The following is a 25,048-nucleotide window of genomic DNA, read 5'->3' as shown; positions in this document are numbered from 1 at the left end:
GAACTCTCAAGAAAGCGGGTTTACGCGCGAGCACTGGTCCCTATAGTCTCCGCGAAACGGTGCAATCAGAGGGCCATCGGGGACGGAATGGCAAAGGAAATCGAACGGAAATTCCTCGTCGCCTCCGATACCTGGCGCTGGGGCAGCGATGGCGGAATCCTGCTCAGGCAAGCCTATGTCGTCGCGATGGAAGACCGCTCCGTGCGTGTCCGCACGGCAGGTGGCGAACGCGCCCAACTGACCATCAAGATCGGCAAGAGCGCGCTCGTGCGCGACGAATTCGAATACGAGATGCCCATAGCCGATGCGGAAGAGCTGTTTTCCCAGGCGATCGGTTTCATCATCGAGAAAACGCGATACCGCGTGCCGGTGGGTGGCTTCATCTGGGAAGTCGATGTCTATGCCGGCGCACTCGAGGGTCTCGTCGTCGCGGAGGTCGAGATGGAGTCGGAAGACGACAATCCGAGCCTGCCGGCCTGGCTCGGGCGTGAGGTAACCGGCGAACAGCGCTATTCCAACCAGTTCCTCGCGCAGGATGGCAGACCGCAGGAATAGCTAAACTCGCGACTGTTGATCCTGCCAGATTGCGGCAGTAAGCTCGGGCATGTCCCGCTCCACCCGCCTGCTCGATCTCATCCAACTCCTGCGCACCTATCGCCGACCCGTGAGCGGCAACACGCTTGCGCAACGGCTCGGCGTCAGTATCCGCACACTCTACCGCGACATTGCCACGTTGCAGGCGCAGGGCGCCGATATCCAGGGCGCGCCGGGCTTCGGTTATGTGCTCAAGCCCGGCTTCCTGATGCCACCGATGATGCTGAGCGAGGAGGAGATCGAGGCGCTTGTGCTCGGCGCGCGCTGGGTGGCGGCACGAACGGACGACGGTCTGCGTGAGGCGGCCGGCAATGCGCTGTCCAAGATCGCGGCGGTGCTGCCCCCTGACCTGCGACACGAGCTTGAAACCAATTCCCTTCTGGTGCCATCGGTCCGCAGACCCGATGTCGGAACGATGGATCTCGCCGTCATCCGCGACGCGATCCGGCAAGGGCTGAAACTCGATCTCGACTACGCCGACAAGGATGCACAGGCGACGACCCGGCGCGTCTGGCCGTTTGCGCTCGGCTATCTCGAGGAAGTCCGCATTCTCATCGCCTGGTGCGAATTGCGCAACGATTTCCGTCACTTCCGCGCCGACCGGATCAATTCTCTGGTGGTGACGGAGCAGCGCTCGCCGCGCAAACGCCAGCATCTTTTGGCCGCATGGCGCAAGACGGTCAAGCTTCACCACGACATGTGATCCTGCTGCCATAAACTGACAGCAATCATGTTTAGAACAGTCTTCGTCAACATGAAGAGGAGACTGCCGTGAAAACCGATTTTATCTTGCCTGTCGAAAGCCCGGCCGAGAGCGCTGTTTTCTACATGGCCATGTTCGGCGCCCTGCCGCTCGAACTGTCGCCAAGCTATGCGGTGGTTCTGATGAACGATGCGCTGAAACTCGGCCTGGCACGGAGAAGCAAGTCGCACGCCATCGCCAACACGCGCGACGTGGAGCTTCCTATCCACGTTGCCGGCCGCGAAGGCGTCGATGCCCTTCATGATGAATGGCGCAGGAAAGGTGTTACCATCCTGCAGGAGCCCGTCCCGTCGGACACCGACTATACGTTCACCTGCACCGACCCGGACGGGCATCGCCTGCGTGTCTCCACGCAAGTGGCCGCCTGACCTTACGCCAAGCCCGGCCCAACCACCGGGCGGCAGACCTGCCATGCGGTGATGGGAATTGCGCGAAGGGGCCGAAAGCTGTATTTCACGCCGCATGACAGATACTTTGCACACCCCTCGCCCGGAAGCAGAAGGCCAGTTTCTGGTGGCGGCGCTTTATCATTTCGTTTCGTTCGAGCGGTTCGCCGACTTCCGGCAACCGTTGCAGCAGATGTGTGACGACAACGGGGTCAAGGGAACGCTGCTTCTCGCCCATGAGGGCATCAATGGCACGATCGCCGGGCCTGAGGACGGTATTCGCGCGGTCCTCGCCTTCCTGCGCAGCCAGCCGGAATTTTCCGCCCTCGAACACAAGGAAAGCTGGGCTTCATCCATGCCGTTCCTGCGCATGAAAGTGCGGCTGAAGAAGGAAATCGTTACGATGGGCGTCGAGGATATCGACCCCAACAAGATCGTCGGCACCTATGTCGCGCCGCAGGACTGGAATTCGCTGATTTCCGATCCCGACACGATCGTCATCGATACCCGCAACGACTATGAAACCGCTATCGGCACGTTTCGCGGCGCGGTCGACCCGAATACCAAGAGCTTTCGCGAATTTCCCGACTGGGTGAAGAACAACGCTGCCCTCGCCTCCAAACCGAAGATCGCCATGTATTGCACCGGCGGTATCCGCTGCGAAAAGGCCACGGCCTTCATGAAGGAACAGGGTTTCGACGAGGTCTATCACCTGAAGGGCGGCATCCTGAAATATCTCGAGGAAATGCCGGAAGAGGAAAGCCTGTGGGACGGCGCCTGCTTCGTCTTCGACGAACGCGTGTCCGTGACGCACGGCCTCAAGGAAGGCGAGCACACGCTCTGCCACGCCTGCCGCCAACCGCTCACGCAGCAGGATCTGCTCTCCCCGCATCACGAAGACGGCGTCTCCTGCATCCATTGCCACGAGATCCGCACGGAAGAAGACCGTCTGCGCTATCGTCAGCGGCAGCACCAGATCGACCTGGCAAAACGCCGCGGCGAACGGCATCTGGGAAGCTGAAGGCGGATTGTTATCGGGGCAGGATCGTTCGCAAGATTACGCGGAGAGCGTCACTATCCCCGGCGCGGCCTTGTCGGCCAGAAGGGCTGGCAGCGCGGACGCCTCCACCGGGCGTGAGAAATAATAGCCCTGCAGATGGTCGCAGCCGCAGAGCCGCAGGATGACAGCCTCTTCCTCGGTCTCGATTCCCTCGGCCGTAACGGGGATATCGAGGGCGGCGGCGAGCGCCAACGTTGCCTGCAGCATGTCACGGCCGCGCGGACCGTCTTCCAGCGCCCGGATCATCGAGCGGTCGAGCTTTAACCGGTCGAACCCGAACTGGCGCAGATACCCTATGCTGGAAAAGCCGGCGCCGAAATCGTCAAGCGCCATGCGAACACCAAGCCCGTTGAGCGCGCCGATCATGTGGCGAGCCTGTTCCGGATTGTGGATGAAATAGCCCTCGGTGACTTCGAGCGTCACCGATGACGGGCGCACCCCGCTTTCTTCCAGGAGATGCGATACTTTCGGAATGAAGAACGGATTGCGAAATTGCGCGGGCGACACGTTGATCGAGATACCGATCTGCGGCCAGGTGCGTACAACCCGCAGGGCCTCTTCCATGACAAACAGGCCGAGCTTGTCGATCAGCCCGGTGGTCTCGGCGAGCGGAATAAAGATGTCGGGCGACACCATGCCCATGACCGGCGACCTCCACCGCAGCAACGCTTCGAGGCCGACGATCGAATGGGAGACGGCATCGACCACGGGCTGGTAGACGACGTAAAATTCGTTGGAATGGATGCCCGAACGTAAAGCGGCTTCCAGTGCCTTGCGTTCGGCGAGCACCGCGTCCATCTCGGCATCATAGGCGATGGCACGACCTCGCCCTTCTGCCTTGGCCTTGTACATGGCGATATCGGCCCGCCGCAGCAATTCTTCCGCGTCGATCGACCCGAGCGGCGAAATCGCGTTGCCAACGCTGACGCCGGCCACCACGATCAGGTCGCCGATTACAAACGGTTCGGAGAAGAAATCGAGAATATGTGCTTCGAGCGGCGGCGGTCCGCCGTCACCGCGTTTGATCGGCAAGGCAATCGCAAACTCATCGCCACCGAGGCGGGCGAGGATACCGCCCTCGGGAACCAGATGCGAGAGGCCGGCCGCGACGCTCTTGATCAGGCGATCGCCCGTCGCATGACCGTAGACATCGTTGACCTCCTTGAAGCCATCCATGTCGAGATAGAACAGCATGACATCATCGCGGCGATCCTTGGCCTGGTCGATCATCGCCTGCAGTCCATCGAACAATCCTGTCCGATTTCGCAGTCCGCTCAGCCGGTCCTTCAACGCCGCCCGGCGCGCCGCGATCTCATCGCCGCGCAATCGGCCGATGACGGCCCCGCCGGCAATGACGAGAAGCACGACGAAGATGCCGACAATTGACATGGCGGCAAAAATATAGGGCCGCACTTGGCGATAGCTGACGTCTCCCGGCGCCTGCGCGATCCAGGCAAGCCCGCCGATCACCTTGCCGGCAGGATCCTTGATCGGGGCCGCGCCGGGATGAAGATTAGCGGCATCAACCAGACGCAAATCACGGATCAGATAGGTCTTGGCGATCTCGGCGACCTTGTGTCGATCGAGATGGCGGATGAAGACCAGTTGCTGCAGACGGTCGATCGGTACGGTCACGTCGGTGGACGCGGCGCGGATGGTCGAGATGCCGACGACCGCGACACCCTCTTTTGTCTGCAGGAAGCCGGACGCCTCCGCTTCATCGGACGTGCCGGCATCGCGCACCGTCTTCATCATCACGTCGAAAGCCGACGACAGGAATTCGGACGGCGGCACGGTGAACCGCGCGCCGCGCTGATACGCCATCACGACCGTGTTGCCGGGGCCGAGCAGATAGGCGGTGTCGAAGAGATCCGAGGCATCACTGGCGAGACCGAAATTCTCGACGATCCACTCTTGCGAATCCGGCACATAGACCGCGCGCGCGGCATCGTCCCAGACGGCATAATCATGCATCGTCGTCGCCATTTGGTTGCGCATCATGGCAAGCGCTCCGGACATCGCCTGCCGGGAGCGGCGTTCATCCAGCGCATTGGTGGTAGAGGCAATGGTTTGCAGCGCGGTGAGCACGATGGCCACAACGACGACAACGACCAGCGCAAACGAAACCAGCAGAAGCAGCACGACATTCTGCCGCTTCAGCCGCGTGATTTTCTGAAGGATATTGGACAGTTTACGCATCAGGCACTCCGGATGCGCCCACGCTGTCAGAAAATGCATTCCAAAGTCTTTACGCCAACCCCCTTGGAAAAGGGGGGCTAATCTATCCCGTCCAGCAGATGGAGCTTGGCCCCCGTTTCATCCGCATGCAGGACGAGCCGTCCGCTGGCTGTGATCCATCGCCAGTCACGCTCCGCCACCAGCACGACCGGGCAATGAATGGCATAAAGCTCGGCTGCGACCATCGCCCCGACCGTGACGATCGCGTCTCGCGTCATCAGCACGATACCCGCAGGCCCGGTTCCCCGGCGGATGGCTTCCGCCAGCACCGAACTACCGGAACTGGAGCCGCGCCCGGCCTTCATGACCAGGATCTTGCCCGACATGATCTGGCCCTTCTGCGGGTGCCACTGATCGATGATGGCACCGGTGGCGGAATCCAGTCCACCCCAGAAGCTGAGCGGCTCAGACAGCACGAATGCCGCCCCCTCGGCTGATCCGGCGACAAGCGTGACGGCGTCGATCGTCTCGGTCATAGTCGCACCACCCTTCCCGCCCGCGCCGAAGCCATGCATTCGGCAAGCGAACCGAAGGCGATATCGACGCCGATATTGCCGGGCGCATAATAGGCCATCTTTCCGGAATTGGTCATGATCGCGCCGGACATGTCGCGCATGATCGCGGTGACATAGGTGCAGGTATCGATGACCAGCGTCACTCGCTGCGCCTCCAGGATGTCTTTCCAGCCATGCGTCGCAAGCTCTTCGAGAACGCCGCGATTGGTGTTGATATAAACATCGACCACCGGCCTGGAACCGTGCATCAGCGGCATGAGCCGGGCAAATTCCTGAAGCGAGAAATGCGGCGTTCCAAGGCTGACGCCGACCAGCGGCGTGTCGTCGGGCACGGTGGAGAGATTGCGAACGGTCGCTCGCAGGTCATCCGCCGTCAGCCGAATTGTCTCATCAGGCGCATGTCCCTGAAAAGCAGCCTCGACCGTCGGCGCCTCCGGCGTCAGGCCGACGGCATGAAACAGCGCCACCGCGCCGGAGGAGGCTGCGACGGCGCCGAGCGCCTTCAGGTCGTCTTCCCGCGTGTGAGCTGGCAGGCCGGTGATCGCCGGAATGAGGCTGCCGCAACGCTTGCCGATCATGTGTCCGACCGCGACGCAGGCAGGTCCGGCATCGGCCCACTCCCCGGGCAGGCTTTCGATTTCCACCAAGACACGCGCGCGCCGGTTTTCAGGCAAATGCAGCCCGTAGTACGGCGCCCTGCCCGTCAGCGCGCAACAAAGATCGATGAAGTCGCCGTAACGGTTGGTTCTTGCACCGATCACCGAATTGGCAAAGACAATGGCGTTGGATTCCGCCCAGGCAATCTGCGCGCCGAACCGTGGCCGGAACATCGTCTGGTAGGGCGCGCAGGTGAAGGTCGGCATGCAGCCAAGTCCTTCATGCGCCATCATCAGCCGCGCGCCATTGGTGCCGATCTCGCTTTCGCCATGAAACAGTTCGGGATGGATGAGATCGACCGATCCGACATTGAGTGTGGTGGGCACGCGGACGCGGCCCTTGAGACGCACCAGGTGCTCGACGAAATCGAGGCTGACCTGCCCGAGATAGAGGCAGCCATCAATATGCGCCCCATCGATATCGATGAGGCCTTCGGCCCCGACCGCCTCGGCGAAACGGGTGAGCAACCGCATGCAGAAAGCCGCCGCCTCGCCATGCGCGCCATCCAGCAGTTCTTTGTCGAAGGAAGAGAGGTGAAGGACCATGAATGCCAGTTATGGCCGCCACTTGACCCGTGTCAATCGCGGCCGCCCTCACCGGACGCCGTCTGTTTCGAAGGCCATGATCGCTTCCGCAAACCGCTGCAGCCTAGCCGAAAGCAGCGCCGTTGTTTCGGGCTCCGCCAGGATCGCCGTGCGTTGATCAAGTGACTTGCCGAGAAGGTTGATCCGGAGAAAGCTGTCGTCCACCAGCCGGACGGAAATTGTCTTCAGCACTTCGATCAAGGCAGAAAGCACATCATCGCCACGATGGGAGGCATGGATAAGCATGACAGGCTTGTGCGGAATTTCATCACGCGACACCAGCCAGTCGAGCGCATTCTTCAGGCCGCCGGGAATGCCATGGGCATATTCCGGCGACGAGACGATGAGGCCATCGGCAGCTCGGATTTTTGCAGCGAGCGCCAGAACCGAAGCCGGCATGTCGTCGGCTTCGCGATCCGGATTGAAAATCGGCAAATCGCCGATCAGTTCGCAGATCTCGATCGTGATGCCGGCCGGCGCGGTGTCCCGCAGTGCTTCCAGCAGCGCACGGTTGCTCGACGCTTTTCGCAGGCTGCCACAAAGCGCATACAGGACGAGCGGATGGGACATCAGGGGCTCCGCCAGAGAATCGGTCCCGGCCATGATGCAGTTTGGCGCTCGCCTGTCATCCCTCGCCCGTCATTCCGTACCTGTCATCCCGCCTTGTGATTGCCCTTCGGAAACTGCTCGGCCAGTTCCTTGTACCAGTGGCCGCTCTTCTTGATGGTGCGGACTTGGGTTTCATAATCGACATGGACGATGCCGAAGCGCATCTTGTAGCCTTCCGCCCATTCGAAATTGTCCATCAGGCTCCAGGCGAAATAGCCCTTCATCGGATAACCTTCGGTGATCAGGTCGGCGACGACGGACAGATGCGCAGCGACATAATCGAGGCGCGGCTGGTCATCGACCACGCCGTTTTCGACGCCGATATTGTAGGCGGCGCCGTTCTCGGTGATGTAGCAGTCCGGCAGCGCATAACGCTCATTGACGGTACGGATGAGGTCGCCCAGTGCCTGCGGAAAGATCTCCCAGCCAATATCGGTCTTGACGTCACTGACCGGCCTGGCGCTGACAGTTGCCGGATATTCCGCACCCTCGGCCGGGTCGTGGCTGACGCGCATCGGTGTGTAATAGTTGACGCCCCACCAGTCGGTCTTCTGGCTGATCGTCGCCATGTCGCCATCCTCGATTTCAGGCATGCGATGGCCAAGCGCCGAGAGGAAGCTCTCGGGATATTCGCCCTTGAAGATCGGCCCGAAGAAGACGCCGTTGTGGAAGTCGAAGGCGCGCTCGGCGGCCGCCTTGTCCGCGGCATTGTCGCTGCCGGCGTAGATGTGCATCGGGTTGATGACGATGCCGACCGGCAGGTTCGGCTGCGCCTCGCGCACCGTGGCGACACCGAGGCCATGGGCGAGATTGGTGAAATGCAGCGCATGAAGCGCCGCATCCATGTTGCGTTCGCCCGGCGCATGGATGCCGTAGAGATGGCTGAGCCAGACCGAGCACCAGGGCTCGTTGAAGGTCGCAACCGCATCGAGACGGTCGCCGAGCCGAGCCATCACCGTCTTGGCATAGCGCTGATAGGCATAGGCGGTGGTGCGCGCCGTCCAGCCGCCATCACCCATCAGCGCCAGCGGCAGGTCCCAATGATAGAGCGTCGCGAAAGCCTTGATGTTACGCGCCTTCAGGCCATCGACGAGGCGGTCGTAGAAATCCAGCCCCTTCTCGTTGATCGGTCCGGTGCCTTCCGGAACGATCCGCGGCCAGGCGATGGAGAAGCGATAGGCATCGACGCCGAGGCTCTTGATCAGGTCGAGGTCTTCCTCCAGCCGGTTATAGTGATCACAGGCCATGTCGCCATTGTCGCGATTGTGCACCCGTCCGGGCATGTTGGAAAAGGCATCCCAGATGGACGGCTTGCGGCCGTCTGCCTTGGTCGCACCCTCGATCTGGAAGGAGGCCGTCGCCACACCGAAGATGAAATCGCCGGGGAAACGGGCTGCGAGGCTCTTGGGGTCGATCATGGGACACTCCGGATAAACGGCATAAACTGCAACGTTGCAGTAGAACGCTCCATGAAAATGTCAAGGGTGCCTATGTTCCCACATCGGCGAGACAGGCCATTGCATCACCTCGGCTATCCCTGTCGACGCGACGCTTCCAGCTTTTCCGCCAGCCAGATTTTGATGAGTGACTGATAGGGTACATCACGCTTACCAGCCGCGATTTTTATCTGCTCAAGAAGCGAGTTAGGCAATCGAAGCGAAATTGACGTCGCGGATGGCTTTAGATTGGGGAGCCATATCTTTTCGGCCTTGCTCCAGTCTAGATGCTCACTAGAATCCTGACGCTCCCAAAATGCCCGCTCTTCAGCTTCGCTGTCAAAGCGGGGAACGTCATCATTCGACTTGCTCATAATAAATTCGCTCCTTTCGACTCATGCCGCGAGCCGATATCACACGTATTTTCGTGCCGCCATCGCGAAGAGTGAACGTGATATGAAGCCGCCGCCCGCTGTCGGTTTTCCCAAGGGCGTGAACGCGATGCTCGCCCAAGCTATGTTTCACATCGGTAATCATTAGCAGAGGTTCATTAAAAAATATCTGCTCGGCTTCCGTTTGGCTTACATCGTGTTTCTGCGAATTCTTGCGCGCATTTCCATCGTCCCAGTCAAACCCTGTGATGCGTGACCAGTCAATCATGGGTGTATATTACCAAAATATACATAGACTTCAACCAACACAAAAATCATGGTCGAAACCAACCTTCGGCGGGCCGGCCAGCCAACACGGAAAAAGTCTGCACCGGCCGAAATTTCGGCCGGTGGTATCAACTGCTCTGTCAATCAGACTTTCACCCAAGCCCCATTGCGCTTCGACGACTGCACGCAGGCATCGACGAACACCATGCCCTTCATGCCATCATCGATTGTCGGATAGATGACAGCCGGATCGACGGCCTGCCCTTGGCGCTTGGCGTAAATTGCGCGGGCTGCCTCGGTGTAGATGTTGGCAAAACCCTCGAGATAGCCTTCCGGATGGCCGGACGGGATGCGCGAGACGCGGGCGGCGGCAGGACCGGCACCGGCGCCGGCGCGGGTGATCAGGCGCTTCGGCTCGCCGAACGGCGTATACCACAGATAGTTCGGGTCCTTCTGGGTCCATTCGAGACCGCCCTTGGTACCGTAGACGCGGACCATCAGGCCGTTTTCATGACCCGGTGCAACCTGGCTGCACCAGAGCATGCCCTTTGCCCGCTGACCGTCCCGGGCCTTGAAACGCATCATCACATGGGCATTGTCATCGAGCGCGCGGCCCTCGACGAAACTGTCGAGATCGGCGGAAAGCTCTTCCAGTTCAAGGCCGGAAACGAAGGCCCCGAGATTATAGGCGTGCGTGCCGATATCGCCAGTGGAACCACCTGCGCCCGACTTCGACGGATCGGTGCGCCACGCGGCCTGCTTCTGGCCGGATTGTTCGATATTCTCGGTCAGCCAATCCTGCGGATATTCCATCTGGACGAGGCGCACAGCGCCGATATCGCCATTGGCGACCATTTCGCGGGCCTGGCGGACCATCGGGTAGCCGGTGTAATTGTGGGTGAGCACGAACAGCGCATCGCTCTCGTCGGCCAGCTTCTTCAGCTTCTTGGCGTCCGAGAGCGTCGAGGTCAGCGGCTTGTCGCAGATGACATGGATGCCGCGCTTCAGGAATTCGCGTGCCGCCTCATAATGCACATGGTTCGGCGTGACGATGGCGACGGCCTCGATGCCGTTCTTGAGCTTGGCTTCGCGAATCGCCATTTCCTTGAAATCGGAATAGCTGCGCGAGGGATCAAGGCCGAGTTCGCGGCCAGATGCAGACGCCTTTTCCGGCGTCGATGACAGGGCGCCGGCGACCAGCTCGAAATGATCGTCAAGCCGGGCGGCCATGCGGTGGACAGCGCCGATGAACGCGCCGGAGCCGCCGCCGACCATGCCGAGACGGATGCGCTTTTCGCGATTTTCCGAAGAGCTTCCTTCGATTGCCATTGAGTGTCTCCCTTGAATTTTGTTGTGCGGATACCGCCCCTCATTTGCGCCCGCTTAATGACGGTTGGCGGGCACCCTCTCCCCGTTTTACGGGGAGAAGGGACAAGCGGCAAACTCTGTCGTCCCCTCTCCCTGCTTGCGGGGAGAGGGTTAGGGTGAGGGGCAATCCCGGATTATCGGTTTCGCCCCTCATCCGCCCTTCGGGCACCTTCTCCCCGCAAGCGGGGAGACGGGAAGATCAAAGCCCCAGCATGCGCCGGTTGGCCGCGTCGTCCGTGCCGGCGTCGGCGAAATCGTCGAAGGCTTTTTCGGTGACGCGGATGATGTGGTGCTTGACGAACTCGGCACCTTCACGGGCGCCGTCTTCGGGATGCTTCAGCGCGCATTCCCATTCGACCACGGCCCAGCCGTCAAAGTCATTAGCGGTCAGTTTCGAGAAGACGGCCCCGAAATCGACCTGACCATCGCCCGGCGAACGGAACCGGCCGGCCCGGTTGACCCAGCCCTGATAGCCGCCATAGACGCCCTGACGCCCCGTCGGGTTGAACTCGGCATCCTTGACGTGGAACATCTTGATGCGCTCGTGGTAGATGTCGATATTGTCGAGATAATCCAGGCACTGGAGGATGTAGTGCGAGGGATCGTAGAGCATGTTGGCGCGCGGATGGTTGCCGACACGTTCGAGGAACATCTCGAAGGTGACGCCGTCATGCAGGTCTTCGCCGGGATGGATTTCGTAGGCGATATCGACGCCGCAATCGTCGGCATGGTCGAGGATCGGCTTCCAGCGGCGGGCCAGTTCGTCAAAGGCCGTCTCGACAAGGCCCGCCGGTCGCTGCGGCCAGGGATACATGAAGGGCCAGGCGAGCGCGCCGGAGAAGGTCGCATGCGCCTTGATGCCGAGATGTTTCGATGCTGTCAGCGCCATCTTGACCTGTTCGACCGCCCATTCCTGGCGCGCCTTCGGATTGCCGCGCACCTCGGGAGCGGCAAAGCCGTCGAAGGCCTCGTCATAGACGGGATTGACCGCGACCAGTTGCCCCTGAAGATGGGTCGAAAGCTCGGTCACCTCGATACCGTTTTCGCGCGCCTTGCCGGCGAATTCATCGCAATAGTCCTTCGATGAAGCCGCCTTCCTGAGGTCGAAAAGCTGGCCGGCCCAGGTCGGCACCTGAACGCCGATATAGCCGCAATCCGCCGCCCATTTGGTGATCGAATCCCATGAATTGAAGGGGGCGGCATCGCCCGCGAACTGTCCCAGGAATAGGGCCGGGCCCTTGATCGTCTTCATCTGTCGTCTCCTCCGTCGATTGTCGCCGCTCAACCCCGGCGAACCAGAATTCTTTTAAAACCGTTTCTGCGGTACGTACATCTAACAGCAGTCTCTAAACCTGAAACGTTGCAGCGAGGCTGGAAGCTATCATGTTTGAGCTGGGGGACAATCCGGCGCGGGTCGAAAATTTCACAAACCCGCAACCAAAAGAAAACTGCCCGCGGCATCAAGCCACGGGCAGTGCATGCCTCAAATCCGGATCAGAATGGGGAATCCGGGAAGTAGAAGTCCTTGGCATTGTCCTTGGTCACGAGCGTCGCGTCGATCGTGTAGACGCCGCGAACCGGAACCTGGCCGTAGAAATTGGCAACAGTCATTTCGAGCGCGGTGCCAACCATTGCCGGCGGATAGAGAACATCGACCGGGATCATCTTGTCGCCGTCCATGACCTTCTTGATCATGTCCTTGGAGCCTGCGCCGGCGACGACATACTGGATGTCCTTGCGGCCGGCCTGCTCGATAGCCTGCAGCACGCCGACGGCCATGTCGTCGTCCTGGCACCATACGACGTCGATCTTCTGGTACTTGGTCAGGTAATCCTGCATGACCTTGAAGGCATCGTCGCGGTTCCAGTTGCCGAACTGGCGATCGAGAACCTTGACGTTGGAACCTTCGATACCCTTGTCGAAGCCGTCCTGGCGCTGCTGGTCGATCGGGATCGGCAGGCCGCGGATGACGACGACTTCAGCGTCCGGCGTCGTTGCCTTGATGTATTCGCCGGCCGTCTGGCCAAGCGCCGGATTGTTACCAGCGACGTAGAGGTCGCGGACCGTGTTGTCGTTGACCGACGGTGCACGGTCGACGATGGCGACGAACGTACCCTTGCCCTTGACTTCCTTGATCGCGTTGACCAGCGGATCCGGATCGGACGGCAGGATGACGAGAGCGTCGATACCCTGTGTCTCGAGGTCCTGTACGGCGTTCGCCTGGCTTGCCGGATCCGGCGAGGTCTTGACGATGACGTTGAGGCCCGGATGCTGTTCCATCAGAAGCTTGGCGACGCGCTCGGCGTGGAAAACGACGCCCGAGGTCCAGCCATGGTCGGCGGCCGGGATCGAAACGCCGATCGTGACCTTCTTTTCTTCCTGCGCGTGGGCCACGCCGGCAAACGCCATGATGGCGATGGCTGCAACGCCCAATAGTCCTTTACGCATGTTTCTCTCTCCCTAGTGTTTCGGGTCTCTCATCAGCGCCGGGCGACCCTAAGACCCGGCTCAAGCCTTCCGGTTTCTCCGAACCGGAAATGCTTTATCTCTAGTGTCCCGAATTTCCGGCACGCGACCGGAGGCGCGGGTTTATGATTTCCTGACCAGCGAGCGCTGGACAAGCATCGCGATGATGATGATCGCACCCTGAATGGCGCCGATCAGGTATTCGCTGATGAAGTTCGACAAGAGCATGATGTTGCCGACGAGTTCGAGGATGAAGGCGCCGCAGATCGTGCCCCAGACACGGCCAGCGCCGCCCTTCAGCGCCGTGCCGCCGACGACGACAGCCGTGATCGCCTGCAGTTCCCAGAGAATGCCGGTCGTCGCCGAGGTCGAGCCGAGGCGCGGCACGTAGAGCAGCACGGCGATCGCCACGCAGAGGCCCTGAATGACGAAGGCGATGGTGCGCACGCGGTTGACCGGAATGCCGGAATAGCGGGCGACGTCACTATTGGAACCGACAGCCACGACATGGCGGCCATAACGGGTGCGATAGAGGATAAAGGCAGCGACCGCGGTGACGGCGAGGATCACGACGATCGGCACCGGCACGCCGAGGATGTAGCCGAAATAGGCCGGGCGATACATTTCCTGCAGTGTGGGCTCGCGCAGCGTGATCGCGCCGCCCTGCGACAGCCATGTGGTGAGGCCGCGATAGATGCCCATGGTGCCCAGCGTGGCGATGAAGGGTTCTATCTTGCCCCCCGTGGTAATCAGGCCGTTCAGCAGGCCGCAGGCGGCACCGGCAGCGACGGTGAAGACGATCGCAGCCGTCAGCATCAGGGCGGGATCGGCGATCACGCCGGAATTCATGAACAGGATCATCAGGCTGGCGACGAAAGCCACCATCGAGCCCACGGACAGATCGAGGTCGCCGGAGGAAATGACGAAGGTGGCGCCCACGGCGATGATCGCAATGAAGGCACTGCGCGTCGCGACATTGGCAAGATTGGTGATACCGATAAAGTTCGGATTGACGAGTGCGCCGACGATCAAGAGCAGGATCAGCGCCGCAAACGGCGCCACCGCTCGAAGGTCGATATCGCGCCAGCTACGGCGGCGGATCGCCCGCACTTCTTCATTCGCACTCATGTCCAAACCAGCCTCCCGTCCCGTTCCCTGAAAGGAACTTGTTCTTGCTTTGCGCCTTGCCCTTTCAGGCGGCGGCCTTCTTCTTCAGTCCCGCCGCGTAGCGCATGATTTCCTGCTCGTTGATCTCGTCGCCTTCCAGCATGCCGACGATGCGGCCTTCGCGCATGACCGCGACGCGGGTACACATGCCGATGACCTCTGGCATTTCCGAGGAGACGACGATGATCGAGCGGCCGTCACGGGCGAGCGCCGAGATAAAATGATAAATCTGCTGCTTGGTGCCGACATCGATGCCACGCGTCGGCTCGTCGATGATGATGATCTGCGGCTCGGTCTCCATGACCTTGGCGAGCAGCAGCTTCTGCTGGTTGCCGCCGGACATGCGACCGGCAACGACATTGCCGTCGCGCACGCGGATGTCGAAGCGACGGCGGGCTTTTTCAAGTGCGGCCGCCTCGCTGGCGGGGCTGAGATAGCCAAGCTTGCCGTGCTTCTCCAGCGATTGCAGCGTGAGATTGGCGGTCATGCGGGAATTGAGCAGCAGGCCTTTCGACTTGCGGTCCTTGGTCATGTAGGCAAGACCGCTGCGATTGGCGGCATGGGGATCGCCGGCGGGAATGTGCTCGCCATGAACAACAACCTCGCCCCCTGTCCGGCTTCTCAAGCCCACAATCGCCTCCATCAGCTCCGTCCGACCGGAGCCGATCAGGCCGGAAAAGCCGACAATCTCGCCCTTGCGGACCTCGAAACTAGCGCCCTGCACATAGCCGGTCGTGAGGCCGCTGACGCTGAGAACGATTTTCTCATCGACATCCGGCTCGCTCTTGGCCGGGAAAAGCTTCGACAATTCGCGACCGACCATGAGTTGGGCGATGGACTCACCATCAAGGATAGCCGTCGGCGAGGTTTTGATCCACTGACCGTCGCGCAGCACGGTGACGCGATCGGTCAGCTCCATGACCTCGTCAAGCTTGTGGGACACGAACACGAAGCTCGTACCTTTGTCGCGCAACTTGCGCACCTGCTTGAACAGGTAATTGGTTTCCTCGCGCGACAGAACCGCCGTGGGTTCGTCCATGAAGATGATCCGGGCATCCCGGCTGATCGCCTTGGCGATCTCGACCATCTGCTTGTCGGCGATCGCCAGGCTGCTGATCATGGCGTTCTCATCGACATGCGAACCGAGCAGGTCGAGCACACGGCGGGTTTCGGCGCGCATGAACTTGCGATCGAGCATCCCATAATGAGTGACTTCGCGACCGAGGAACAGGCTCTCGGTCACTGTCAGATGTTCAGCGAGGTTGAATTCCTGGTGAATGATGACGATGCCCAACGCTTCCGCGGCACCGTTCGGCGGCAGCTTGACTGGCTGGCCATCAAGGAGGATTTCGCCTGAGGTCGGCTGCTCGAAACCGGAGAGAATCTTGACCAACGTCGACTTGCCGGCGCCATTTTCACCCATCAGGGCATGGACTTCACCCGCCTGCAGATCGAAATCGACACTGAAGAGAACCTGCACGCCATTGAAAGACTTGGCTATTCTCTTCGCAGACAGCACTGGAGCGCCATCGTCGATGACCTGCGAATTCATGATGTCCTCCCTGCGGCTCCCATCCGCTTGAGACGTTGTGTAAACCTTTACATAGGGCATGTAAAGGTTTACATCGGGGGATATAGCAGAATTGTTGCTACCGGGCTTTGACCTCCGGGTGAGTCTGTGTAGTGTCCCGCGCAGACGAGACCCAAGGCAGATTCCGTGTCGAATTCCACGCCCGCAACAATCGAAGATGTCGCCCGGATCGCCGAAGTTTCGATCGCGACTGTTTCGCGCGCCATTCACACGCCGGAGAAGGTGGCGAACTCGACGCGACTGAAGGTCAACCAGGCGATTGCCGTTACCGGCTACACGACCAACGCCATGGCGCGCAGCCTCAGGCTTGGTCGCTCGAACATGATTCTGGTCGTGGCGCCCGATATCGGAGACCCGAATTTTTCCAATATCCTGATTGGTCTTGAGAACGAGGCCCGGTCGCATGGCTATGGCGTGCTGATCGGCCATACGCAGAACGACGCCCAGCGCGGGCTGGAATATCTGAAATTCCTCAATTCGAACCAGGCGGCGGGTTTGATCCTGTTTACGGGCATCCTGCCTTTCGGCCATCAGACGATGACGGCGCGGCTACCACCCAGCGTCGGCGTTTTCGAACCCGTGTTCAACGGCGGTATCCCCTATGTCGGCGTGGATGATATCGAGGGCGCCCGCAAGGTGGTGGACCTTCTGCTCGCGGAAGGACACCGCAAGATCGCCTTCATCGGCGATTCGCGCACGCGGCTTGCCTATGGCCGGCGCCGGCAAGGCTATGAGGCTGGCTTGAACGCGGCCAATGTTCCGGCCGAACTGCGCGTTGTCTTCGAAGGCGACGGTACGATCGAAAGCGGGCGCCTGGCCGTCGAGCAACTGTTCATGCGCGATACGCTGCCGACCGCCTTCATGTGCGTCAACGACCAGACGGCTATCGGCGTGATGATCGGTCTTGGCGCGCGCGGCTACGATATTCCGAGGGATTTTTCCGTCACCGGCTTTGATGACGTGCCGCAGGCAAGCTTCATGTCGCCCGCCCTCACCACGATCCGCCAGCCGCGCACATTGATCGGCAAGCACGCCATGGCGCTGCTGCTGGAGCTTTTGTCGGATGGACAACCGGCCGAAACAGAAATCCTGCTCCGACCCGATCTGATTGTCCGAAACTCCGTCGCGGCGCCGTCACGCGAATGGACGAAGCGATAGCGCCAGTTACCGGATACTAAGCCGCGCGGCGGCGCGATCGCGAAAGACCGGCGCCCTGCGCCGATGCCGACCTGTCGGAAACCGTGAACTGGCCGGCCATCTGTTTCAGGCTCATGCTGACCCGCATCAGATTGTGCGTTGCCGCTGCAGTCTGCTCCACCATGGCGGCATTCTGTTGCGTCATCTGGTCCATGCCGGTGACGGCCGTGTTGATCTCGGCAATCCCGATTGCCTGCTCGCGCGCCGAGCCTGCAATCGCATCAATGTGGCCGTTGATGTGGGTGACCTGCTCGCCGATCGTCTTGAGGGCTTCGCCGGTGTTGTTGACGAGCGAAACGCCGGTCAGGACGTCCTCGAAGGACTTGTCGATCAGCGACTTTATTTCCTTGGCCGCGTCGGCCGACTTCTGCGCGAGTTCGCGCACCTCCTGGGCAACAACCGCAAAGCCCTTGCCCGCATCGCCGGCGCGGGCCGCTTCGACGCCGGCGTTCAACGCCAGAAGATTGGTCTGGAACGATATCTGATCGATGACGCTGATGATCTGGGTGATCTTGCGCGAGGATTCCTCGATGGCGCTCATCGCGGACACCGCCTTCTCGACCACTTCGCCGGAACGGCGTGCTTCCTCGGTCGCCGTGCCGACGACACGACGGGCCTCCTCGGTGCGCACGGCCGCCTCCTTGGAAATCGTCGTGATCTCTTCAAGGGCCGCAGCGGTTTCTTCCAGGGACGCCGCCTGCTGCTCGGTGCGCCGCGCCATGTCGTCGATTGCAGAGACAAGCTCGCCGGCATTGTTTGACGTTTCGTCCGCACCGGCGACGATGGCGCCGAGCGTCTTGTCGAGCGTCGAGAGGGCCGAGTTGAAATTGGATTTCAGGTCATCGAATTTCGGCGCCAGCGCCGCGTCGATATGCGCCGTCAGATTGCCGCCGGCGAGGCCGTTGAGCGACATGTCCAATGCCGAAAGGGCATCGTCCTGCTGGTCGGCGAGGGTTTTGCGTTCCGCTTCCGCCTTGGCGCGCTCGTCCTGCAGCGCCTCCAGATAGACGGAGATCGCGTAGTCCATATCGACGAAGGCGACTTTCATGATGGCCGCGATATCGCCGCTGACAGCCTGGGCCTTCCGGCGATGCAGAAAGCCCTGCAGGTGCGCGTCCACGACATTCTTGACGATGGTTTCCATGATCAGCGCATAACCGCCGATATACCAGCGCGGCTCCAGCCCGAGGCGGGCATGGGTCTTGCCGATCGCGGTGACGGCCTCGACATAGGCACCGTCAAGGTTGCCGGACGCGATCTTGTCCCAATGGCGCACCTGCCGCGCCTTCGCACTTTTGACATGGGCGTCGCTGGAGAAGAATTTCGCTGTCTCCGGATGGGCCGTCGCCTTGGCGTAGAACTTGTCGAGCGCGCCATCAAGGGAGGCTGAAATGACGGGCTGGGCCTTGGCGAGAATCTCCCGCTCCTCGGCGCCGAGACCGACAAAGTCGAGCCGTTCGTTGAGCTGTTTCGTAAGAGCAGAAGTACCAGTCATGCCGGATATCCTTTGGGAGTGAAGGAGGACATGCGGGCTGCGTGTTCGACGTCATGTCGGCAGAGAAAGGCGCGGGTTTTGACGACAAGTAGAACCGGGTGGTTAAGAATACCTTTAAAACCGCACGGAAATCTGCCCCATCACTCCTTCTAATGTATTGCTTTCTAAAGTAAAATTGCCCGGAACAGGTGCAGGCAAAAAGAAGGGCGCCGTAGCGCCCTTCCGTCATTTTTCTACCCGTGAAAACACATCAGACGTAGCGGTTAACGACGTTTTCGAGCAGTTCCTGCCGGCCGGATTTCGGCTGCGGATTGATGTCCTTGGCCTCGACCCACTGGGCGATCTCTTCCAGCGAGAAACCGCCGGCGAGCAGTTTCTGGCCCTCGGCCGAATCCCAGCCGGCATAACGGTCGGTGAGCGGCTTGGAGAGTGCCTTGTCCTCGATCATCTTGGCAGCAGCTTTCAGGCCGCGGGCGCAGCAATCCATGCCGCCGATGTGACCGATCAGCAGATCGGCCGGATCGAGCGACTGGCGGCGAAGCTTGGCATCGAAATTGGTGCCCCCGGTCGTGAAGCCGCCGCCCGCCAGGACGTGATAATAGGCCAGCGCCATTTCCGGCACGTTGTTGGGGAACTGGTCGGTATCCCAGCCGGACTGGTAGTCATTGCGGTTCATGTCGATCGAGCCGAAGATGCCCAGCGCATTGGCAAGCGCCAGTTCATGCTCGAAGGAATGGCCGGCAAGGATCGCATGGCCCTGCTCGATATTGACCTTCACCTCGTTTTCAAGGCCGTTCCTCTTGAGGAAGCCATAGACCGTCGCGACGTCGTAGTCGTACTGGTGCTTGGTCGGCTCCTGCGGCTTCGGCTCGATCAGGATCGCGCCCTTGTAGCCGATCTTGTGCTTGTACTCGACCACGAGGTTGAGGAAGCGGCCGAGTTGATCCAGTTCGCGCTTGAGGTCGGTGTTGAGCAGCGTTTCATAGCCTTCGCGGCCACCCCAGAGGACGTAGTTCTCGCCGCCGAGCTTCTGCGTGGCATCCATGCATGTCTTCACGGTCGCGGCAGAGAAGGCGAAGACATCCGGATCCGGATTGGTCGCGGCACCCGACATGAAGCGGCGGTTGGAGAAGAGGTTGGCCGTGCCCCAGAGCAGCTTGACGCCGGTGGCAGCCTGCTTCTCGGCGAAGTAATCGACGATCTCGTTGAGATTCCTGGTGTTCTCGGCGAAGTTCCTGCCTTCGGGACGCACATCGGCATCGTGGAAGCAGTAATAGGGTACGCCGAGCAGCTGGAAGAATTCGAAGGCGACGTCGGCCTTCAGTTTGGCAGCCGCCATCGTGTCTTCGAACCAGGGGCGCAGGAAGGTCTGGCCGCCAAAGGGGTCGCCGCCCGGCCAGGTGAAGGTGTGCCAGTAGGCGACGGCGAAGCGCAGATGGTCTTCCATCCGCTTGCCCATGACGATTTCGTCGGGCTGGTAATAACGATAGGCCAGCGGGTTGGTGCTGTCGGGGCCTTCATATTTGATCTTGGCTATATCGCCGAAGAAACCGGTGCTCATAGGGATTTTCCTTCCTCAATTAACGTTCGAATTTGTTGCTCGGCCCCTCATCCGCCCTTCGGGCACCTTCTCCCCGCCAGCGGGGCGAAGGAGATGCCGCACCTTCCGGTGTCCCCTCTCCCCGCATGCGGGGAGAGGGTTAGGGTGAGGGGCAATTCTCTAGTTCTGGGTCGCGGACTTGATGGCCGGGTAGAGCCGGCGATAGCGCTGGTAGGCATCCTCGTAGGCGCCGGACAGGGCAGCGTCCGGCTGGACAGTTTCCGCCGTTGCGGGTGCGGTGAAGACCGAGAGCGGATCCGCCTTGGTGGCGGCGACCAAACCGAGGCGGGCGGCGCCGAAGGCGGCACCGAAATCGCCATCAGCGGGAACATCGACCGGCAGGCCCAGCGCCGTGGCGATCGACTTCAGCCAGTAGCGCGAGCGAGAGCCGCCGCCGATAGCGGTGACGCGAGACAGGTTGGTGCCGGCGGCTTTCAGCGCTTCGAGGCTGTCACGCAGCGCGAAGGAGACGCCTTCAAGCACGGCCTGGGTTAGCACGACCCGGCTGCTCTCATGGCCGAGACCAGCAAAAACCCCACGAATGGCGGCATCATTGTGCGGCGTACGCTCGCCGGAAAGATAAGGCAGGAAGGTGACGCCCGATGGAGCCTTGAGACTATCGCCGAGTTCCGCCGTCAGATCGGCGGCGCTCTTGCCGGTCACGCCGGAATGCCAGTTGAGCGCATCGGTCGCCGACAGGATGACGCCCATCTGGTGCCAGGTGTTGGGCAGCGCGTGGCAGAAGGCGTGAACGGCGCTTTCCGGGTTCGGCAGATAGCTGGAATTGGCGGCGAACAGAACGCCGGACGTGCCGAGCGAGACGAAGGCATGACCTTCACCGACCGTGCCCATGCCGCAGGCGGAAGCCGCATTGTCCCCTGCTCCGCCGGCCACGACGACATTGGCGCCCATGCCCCATTTGGTGGCCAGGTCGCCCTTCAGCATGCCGCCTTGCTCTGTGCCTTCGACGAGATCCGGCATCTGACGCCGCTCAAGGCCGGTTGCGGAGAGAAGACTGTCGGACCAGGCGCGCTTGCCGGTGTCGAGCCAGGACGTGCCGGCGGAATCCGACATTTCGGAAATATGCTCCCCGGTCAGCCAGAGACGCAGATAGTCCTTCGGCAACAGGACCCAGCGGACCTTGGCGAAGATATCCGGTTCGTTTTCAGCGACCCAGACGAGTTTTGGCGCGGTAAAACCGGGGAAGACGATATTGCCGGTCAAGGCTCGGAACTGCGGGTCGGCATCGAGCGCGGCGGCCTGCGCTGCGCTGCGCGTATCGTTCCAGAGAATGCAGGGGCGCAGGACCTTGTCCTGATCGTCGAGCAGGGTGGCGCCATGCATATGACCGGACAGGCCGATGCCCTTGACGGCGGCCAGTTCCTTCGGATGCGACACCTTCAACCCGGCGATCGCCTCTTCCGTCGCGCGCACCCACTGGGCCGGATCCTGTTCCGACCAGCCCGGATGCGGCCGGGAAACATCCATGGCACCGGAGGCCGAGCCGACAACCTTCTGGTTGTCGTCGATCAGCAATGCCTTCACCCCGGACGTGCCGAGATCCAAACCGAGATACATGATGGTCTCCCTAGTCTTCTTCGCCCTGGTCGGGCATCTGGTTGCTGCCCCGGTCGAGGGGCGTGTCTGTCGCGGCATCCCGCTCGAACGGCAGGTTGTCCTTGAGGAAGATGTCGATCCGGATGCGCTCCTGCGCGCCGAGCACCGCGACGCCATCGGCTTTGGCCTTCAGCACGCGGATCGCGCTGCGCACCTCGTGACCCGCATCCTGGTTCAGCACCGCATCGATCAGGCCGTCGTTGAGCGCAGCCCGCGTGTGCGGCGTCAGTTCATGGGCGATGACGCAGATCGGCGTTTTGCCCGAGCGCTTCTTCAAGGCGGCGATCAGTCCCTTGTTGCCGGCGCCGAGGCTGTAGATACCAGTAATCGTATCCTTTCCAGCCAGCAGTTCGCCGATCAGGCGCTCCACCCGGGCCGGATCATCCTGTCCTTCGAGAACGGGCTGCAACGGATGGCCGGGAAAATCCTGACTCATCACCGCATTGAAGCCATCGAGCCGCTCGCGGTGGTCGCGCACCAGCATGGAGCCAGCCAGCACCGCGACCGCTCCCGAACGCCCACCGAGAAAGCGCCCCATCAGGCTGCCGGCCGTGCGGCCCGCCGCGACGTTGTCGACGCCGGCGAAGTGATCGCGCTGCGAACCGGGAAGATCCGAGACCAGCGTGACGACGGGAATGCGTGCCGCCCGCAATCGGTCCACGGCGGCAATGACATCGGGAGAATCGATGGCAACGACGGCAACGCCGGCAGGTGCCGCTGCGCGCGCATCGTCCAATGCCGCCACCAGCGCTTCGACGTTGAAGGCCGGAACGGTAACGATGGAAATCGCGGTGCGCTCGACCGGCGACCGCGCGATTGCCGCGCGCACCTGCATTTCCAGCCCGCGCATGAACGAATTGTCGCCGGCGGGCAGGATAAAGATGAAAGGATAGACACGGCTCTTGGCGAGGTTGGCAGCCGCGACATCCCTGACGTAGCCAATGCGCTCGATCGCCTGCTCGACCTTCTCGCGCGTCACGGCCCGGACACCGGCGCGCTGGTTCAACACGCGGTCGACGGTGGCCAGGCTGACGCCTGCAGCAGCAGCGATATCGTGAACTGTCGGGCGCATGTTTCCTCCAGGAACGAGCCTTAGAGGAAATTTTGATGTACGTAAATCAGAAATTTCAACGCATGCCGATTGCCCGCCAGGCCACAACGGATTGGCGCCGGACTGTGACCGGATTGCGGGACGTTCAGGCGGGCACGGCCATCGCCGGCCGGGAGAAAAGCTGCAACAATCGGAGAAGCGCCATTCACGCACATGCCCCGAAGCGTCCGGCTTCAGGGCATTCTGGTGCTTCATAGACTGATATCAGTGACCGCCGCCACCGGCGCCCGTTGGGACGGGTTGCGGCTTTTTGATCAGGAAGGCGCAGAAAACCAAGGCACCGAACAGGGCGGTGAGGATGTTGAAAACATCGATGAACGACAGGATGACTGCCTGCTGGGTGACCATGCCCGACAGTTTCTGAATCGCGATCGTCGCACCGTCGAGACCATGGGCATTGTACTTGGCGATCATGTTGTTCAGCTGATCCATGGCTTCTGGATTGCCCCACTGCACATGTTCCTGCAGGCGTGCGTAATGTTCTTCCTGGCGCTGGGTCAGCATGGTGTTGATCGCTGCGAGACCGACGGCGCCGCCAAGGTTACGCGTCAGGTTGAACAGGCCGGAGGCGCCACGGACACGTTCCGGCGACAGGGTTCCGAGCGCGACGTTGTTGATCGGCACCATGCACATCATCAGGCCGAAACCGCGCAGGATCTGCGGCACGAGCAATTCGTAGAAATCCCAGTCGGCCGTCAGCCCACTCATCAGCCAGGTGCCAGCGGCAAAGCTCGAAAAGCCGATGGCCATCATGATGCGCGGATCGAGCTTGGTCGACAGCCGGCCGGCGATCGGCGCGGTGCAGAACATGGCAAGGCCGGATACGAACATGGTCTCGCCGATCATCAGCGAATCGTATCCGCGGATGCGCCCTAGATAGACCGGATAGAGATAGGTCAAGCCGTAAAGCCCGATGCCCATGATGAACGAGAACAGCGAGCCGAACGCGAAGTTTCGATTGGCGAAAGCCCTCAAATCGACGATCGGAAATTCGATCTTGAAGGCTCGATAAAAGAAGACTATGGCACCGATGGCCGAGGCGATGGCGGCGATAAAGATGGTTTCGTCGGCGAACCAATCGTTCTTGTTGCCTTCCTCCAGCACATATTCGAGCGTGCCGAGGAACACCGCCATCGAGAACAGGCCCCACCAGTCGAACTTCTTGAACAGATGCAGTTCCGGCTTGTCGAAATCGATGAAGTTCCATGTGACGATGGTGACGATGATGCCCGGAATGACGTTGATGAGGAACAGCCAGTGCCAGGAGAAGGCGTGGCTGAGATAGCCGCCGACGGTCGGTCCGATGGTCGGCGCAAGCGTCGCGACCAAACCGATGATCGGCGATACGATGCTGCGCTTCGACGGCGGGAAGATGGTGAAGGCGGCTGCAAAGACCGACGGAATCATGCCGCCGCCGATGAATCCCTGCAGCGCACGGTAGATGATCATCTGGTCGATATTCGTCGCGGTGGCGGCGAGCGCGCTGGCGGCGGTGAAACCCGCGGCGGAAACCGAGAATAGTACGCGCGTGGAGACGATACGCGCCAACGTGCCCGAGAGCGGGATCATGATGACCTCGGCAATCAGATAGGCGGTCTGCACCCAGGCGACTTCGTCCGAACCGGCCGAGAGACCCGCCTGGATTTCCGCAAGCGAGGCCGAGACGATCTGGATGTCGAGGATCGACATGAACATGCCGAAGACCATGGCGAAGAACGCGATCAGGCGCTTCGGATCCATCCGCTCTTCCGCGTTGGCGGTGGAGACAGGCATCGTTCCTGCGGTTGCGGTGGCAGCCATCGGCTTTGCTCCCGGCCTTCTCCTCATTGTGAGCGAGACGGTCATCATAATGTGAATATTGAATGCATTGTCTCGAGCGGCTTTCAAATGCCGGGGCCATCATAGAGGCCCCTCATCCGCCCTGTCGGGCACCTT

Annotated in this window: 21 protein-coding genes and 1 pseudogene; 5 read left to right on the top strand and 17 right to left on the bottom strand. The window is 61.1% G+C overall.

The genetic code is table 11. The features are described from left to right. Nucleotides 1-87 precede the first annotated feature (87 nt). From ACST81_RS05170 to trhO, 4 genes are all read left to right on the top strand, one after another. Nucleotides 88-555 carry a CYTH domain-containing protein gene (locus tag ACST81_RS05170; RefSeq protein WP_438751782.1) on the top strand — a complete coding sequence of 156 codons (468 nt, stop codon included), beginning with the start codon at nt 88-90 and terminating at the stop codon, nt 553-555. A gap of 49 nt (nt 556-604) precedes the next feature. Then, a complete protein-coding gene (locus ACST81_RS05165; RefSeq protein WP_438751781.1) occupies nt 605-1,297 on the top strand; it encodes a helix-turn-helix transcriptional regulator in 693 nt (230 codons plus the stop codon). A gap of 68 nt (nt 1,298-1,365) precedes the next feature. Then, nucleotides 1,366-1,725, top strand: a complete 360-nt coding sequence (locus ACST81_RS05160) for a VOC family protein (RefSeq protein WP_438751780.1) — start codon at nt 1,366-1,368, stop codon at nt 1,723-1,725. A 94-nt stretch (nt 1,726-1,819) separates the two neighbouring features. Further along, nucleotides 1,820-2,764, top strand: coding sequence for an oxygen-dependent tRNA uridine(34) hydroxylase TrhO (gene trhO / locus ACST81_RS05155; protein WP_438751779.1), 945 nt, complete (start codon nt 1,820-1,822; stop codon nt 2,762-2,764). A 36-nt stretch (nt 2,765-2,800) separates the two neighbouring features. Here the strand turns inward: trhO and ACST81_RS05150 are convergent, their stop codons facing one another. The 12 genes from ACST81_RS05150 to ACST81_RS05095 all read right to left on the bottom strand — a co-directional run bounded on the left by ACST81_RS05150 (nt 2,801) and on the right by ACST81_RS05095 (nt 16,054). Further along, nucleotides 2,801-5,002 (bottom strand): putative bifunctional diguanylate cyclase/phosphodiesterase, encoded by a 2,202-nt coding sequence (locus ACST81_RS05150; RefSeq protein ID WP_438751778.1) that lies wholly within the window; start codon nt 5,000-5,002, stop codon nt 2,801-2,803. Nucleotides 5,003-5,079: 77 nt separating this feature from the next. Next, entirely contained in the window at nt 5,080-5,517 is a 438-nt protein-coding gene (locus ACST81_RS05145; RefSeq protein ID WP_438751777.1) for an aconitase X swivel domain-containing protein, read from the bottom strand. Next, the gene (locus ACST81_RS05140) at nt 5,514-6,758 is read right to left on the bottom strand and encodes an aconitase X (RefSeq protein ID WP_438751776.1); all 1,245 of its coding nucleotides are present in this window, start codon (nt 6,756-6,758) and stop codon (nt 5,514-5,516) included. Before ACST81_RS05140 ends, ACST81_RS05145 begins: the two co-directional genes overlap by 4 nt. Before the next feature lie 48 nt (nt 6,759-6,806). Next, entirely contained in the window at nt 6,807-7,367 is a 561-nt protein-coding gene (locus tag ACST81_RS05135; RefSeq protein ID WP_438751775.1) for an NADPH-dependent FMN reductase, read from the bottom strand. Between the two features lie 83 nt (nt 7,368-7,450). Then, a complete protein-coding gene (locus tag ACST81_RS05130) occupies nt 7,451-8,824 on the bottom strand; it encodes a GH1 family beta-glucosidase (protein ID WP_438751774.1) in 1,374 nt (457 codons plus the stop codon). 113 nt (nt 8,825-8,937) lie between these two features. Next, nucleotides 8,938-9,216 (bottom strand): BrnA antitoxin family protein, encoded by a 279-nt coding sequence (locus tag ACST81_RS05125; RefSeq protein WP_438751773.1) that lies wholly within the window; start codon nt 9,214-9,216, stop codon nt 8,938-8,940. Continuing rightward, the gene (locus tag ACST81_RS05120; RefSeq protein ID WP_438751772.1) at nt 9,200-9,502 is read right to left on the bottom strand and encodes a BrnT family toxin; all 303 of its coding nucleotides are present in this window, start codon (nt 9,500-9,502) and stop codon (nt 9,200-9,202) included. The genes ACST81_RS05125 and ACST81_RS05120 overlap by 17 nt, the downstream gene beginning before the upstream one ends. 143 nt (nt 9,503-9,645) lie before the next feature. Next, nucleotides 9,646-10,830: a Gfo/Idh/MocA family protein gene (locus ACST81_RS05115; protein ID WP_438751771.1), complete on the bottom strand. Its 1,185-nt coding sequence runs from the start codon at nt 10,828-10,830 to the stop codon at nt 9,646-9,648. A 238-nt stretch (nt 10,831-11,068) separates the two neighbouring features. Next, on the bottom strand, nt 11,069-12,121 hold the full coding sequence (locus ACST81_RS05110; protein WP_438751770.1) for a sugar phosphate isomerase/epimerase family protein: 1,053 nt from the start codon (nt 12,119-12,121) through the stop codon (nt 11,069-11,071). 242 nt (nt 12,122-12,363) lie between these two features. Continuing rightward, complete coding sequence (locus ACST81_RS05105) at nt 12,364-13,317, bottom strand: substrate-binding domain-containing protein (RefSeq protein WP_438751769.1); 954 nt, start codon at nt 13,315-13,317, stop codon at nt 12,364-12,366. Nucleotides 13,318-13,458: 141 nt separating this feature from the next. Next, nucleotides 13,459-14,463: an ABC transporter permease gene (locus ACST81_RS05100; protein ID WP_438751768.1), complete on the bottom strand. Its 1,005-nt coding sequence runs from the start codon at nt 14,461-14,463 to the stop codon at nt 13,459-13,461. 64 nt (nt 14,464-14,527) lie between these two features. After that, a complete protein-coding gene (locus ACST81_RS05095; RefSeq protein ID WP_438751767.1) occupies nt 14,528-16,054 on the bottom strand; it encodes a sugar ABC transporter ATP-binding protein in 1,527 nt (508 codons plus the stop codon). 165 nt (nt 16,055-16,219) lie between these two features. On the opposite strand from ACST81_RS05095, the gene ACST81_RS05090 reads away from it, so the two are divergent. Next, nucleotides 16,220-17,251, top strand: a complete 1,032-nt coding sequence (locus tag ACST81_RS05090; protein ID WP_438751764.1) for a LacI family DNA-binding transcriptional regulator — start codon at nt 16,220-16,222, stop codon at nt 17,249-17,251. A 16-nt stretch (nt 17,252-17,267) separates the two neighbouring features. Here ACST81_RS05090 and ACST81_RS05085 read toward each other — a convergent pair whose 3' ends face one another. From ACST81_RS05085 to ACST81_RS05065, 5 genes and pseudogenes are all read right to left on the bottom strand, one after another. Continuing rightward, nucleotides 17,268-18,785 (bottom strand): globin-coupled sensor protein, encoded by a 1,518-nt coding sequence (locus tag ACST81_RS05085; protein ID WP_438751763.1) that lies wholly within the window; start codon nt 18,783-18,785, stop codon nt 17,268-17,270. Nucleotides 18,786-19,035: 250 nt separating this feature from the next. After that, nucleotides 19,036-20,346: a xylose isomerase gene (gene xylA, locus ACST81_RS05080; protein ID WP_438751762.1), complete on the bottom strand. Its 1,311-nt coding sequence runs from the start codon at nt 20,344-20,346 to the stop codon at nt 19,036-19,038. A gap of 159 nt (nt 20,347-20,505) precedes the next feature. After that, on the bottom strand, nt 20,506-21,963 hold the full coding sequence (gene xylB, locus ACST81_RS05075) for a xylulokinase (protein WP_438751761.1): 1,458 nt from the start codon (nt 21,961-21,963) through the stop codon (nt 20,506-20,508). 76 nt (nt 21,964-22,039) lie between these two features. Continuing rightward, nucleotides 22,040-23,074: pseudogene (locus ACST81_RS05070) on the bottom strand (LacI family DNA-binding transcriptional regulator); the annotation flags it as partial. A 243-nt stretch (nt 23,075-23,317) separates the two neighbouring features. Next, the gene (locus tag ACST81_RS05065; protein WP_438751760.1) at nt 23,318-24,913 is read right to left on the bottom strand and encodes a DHA2 family efflux MFS transporter permease subunit; all 1,596 of its coding nucleotides are present in this window, start codon (nt 24,911-24,913) and stop codon (nt 23,318-23,320) included. Between the last annotated feature and the right edge of the window lie 135 nt (nt 24,914-25,048).

This window comes from Pararhizobium sp. O133, assembly GCF_051669845.1.
Classification (GTDB): Bacteria; Pseudomonadota; Alphaproteobacteria; order Rhizobiales; family Rhizobiaceae; genus Pararhizobium.
Note: the sequence above shows the minus strand (reverse complement) of the source record. Positions and strands in the feature narration are given on the sequence as shown.

Excerpts from the sequence above, each read along its gene's own strand:
- ACST81_RS05145 (WP_438751777.1), bottom strand. The coding sequence starts at position 5,517 with ATGACCGAGACGATCGACGCCGTCACGCTTGTCGCCGGATCAGCCGAG.
- ACST81_RS05085 (WP_438751763.1), bottom strand. The coding sequence starts at position 18,785 with ATGACTGGTACTTCTGCTCTTACGAAACAGCTCAACGAACGGCTCGAC.
- ACST81_RS05095 (WP_438751767.1), bottom strand. The coding sequence starts at position 16,054 with ATGAATTCGCAGGTCATCGACGATGGCGCTCCAGTGCTGTCTGCGAAG.
- ACST81_RS05110 (WP_438751770.1), bottom strand. The coding sequence starts at position 12,121 with ATGAAGACGATCAAGGGCCCGGCCCTATTCCTGGGACAGTTCGCGGGC.
- ACST81_RS05150 (WP_438751778.1), bottom strand. The coding sequence starts at position 5,002 with ATGCGTAAACTGTCCAATATCCTTCAGAAAATCACGCGGCTGAAGCGG.
- ACST81_RS05100 (WP_438751768.1), bottom strand. The coding sequence starts at position 14,463 with ATGAGTGCGAATGAAGAAGTGCGGGCGATCCGCCGCCGTAGCTGGCGC.
- ACST81_RS05115 (WP_438751771.1), bottom strand. The coding sequence starts at position 10,830 with ATGGCAATCGAAGGAAGCTCTTCGGAAAATCGCGAAAAGCGCATCCGT.
- xylA (WP_438751762.1), bottom strand. The coding sequence starts at position 20,346 with ATGAGCACCGGTTTCTTCGGCGATATAGCCAAGATCAAATATGAAGGC.
- ACST81_RS05140 (WP_438751776.1), bottom strand. The coding sequence starts at position 6,758 with ATGGTCCTTCACCTCTCTTCCTTCGACAAAGAACTGCTGGATGGCGCG.
- ACST81_RS05170 (WP_438751782.1), top strand. The coding sequence starts at position 88 with ATGGCAAAGGAAATCGAACGGAAATTCCTCGTCGCCTCCGATACCTGG.
- ACST81_RS05065 (WP_438751760.1), bottom strand. The coding sequence starts at position 24,913 with ATGGCTGCCACCGCAACCGCAGGAACGATGCCTGTCTCCACCGCCAAC.
- trhO (WP_438751779.1), top strand. The coding sequence starts at position 1,820 with ATGACAGATACTTTGCACACCCCTCGCCCGGAAGCAGAAGGCCAGTTT.
- xylB (WP_438751761.1), bottom strand. The coding sequence starts at position 21,963 with ATGTATCTCGGTTTGGATCTCGGCACGTCCGGGGTGAAGGCATTGCTG.
- ACST81_RS05165 (WP_438751781.1), top strand. The coding sequence starts at position 605 with ATGTCCCGCTCCACCCGCCTGCTCGATCTCATCCAACTCCTGCGCACC.
- ACST81_RS05120 (WP_438751772.1), bottom strand. The coding sequence starts at position 9,502 with ATGATTGACTGGTCACGCATCACAGGGTTTGACTGGGACGATGGAAAT.
- ACST81_RS05105 (WP_438751769.1), bottom strand. The coding sequence starts at position 13,317 with ATGCGTAAAGGACTATTGGGCGTTGCAGCCATCGCCATCATGGCGTTT.
- ACST81_RS05130 (WP_438751774.1), bottom strand. The coding sequence starts at position 8,824 with ATGATCGACCCCAAGAGCCTCGCAGCCCGTTTCCCCGGCGATTTCATC.
- ACST81_RS05125 (WP_438751773.1), bottom strand. The coding sequence starts at position 9,216 with ATGAGCAAGTCGAATGATGACGTTCCCCGCTTTGACAGCGAAGCTGAA.
- ACST81_RS05135 (WP_438751775.1), bottom strand. The coding sequence starts at position 7,367 with ATGTCCCATCCGCTCGTCCTGTATGCGCTTTGTGGCAGCCTGCGAAAA.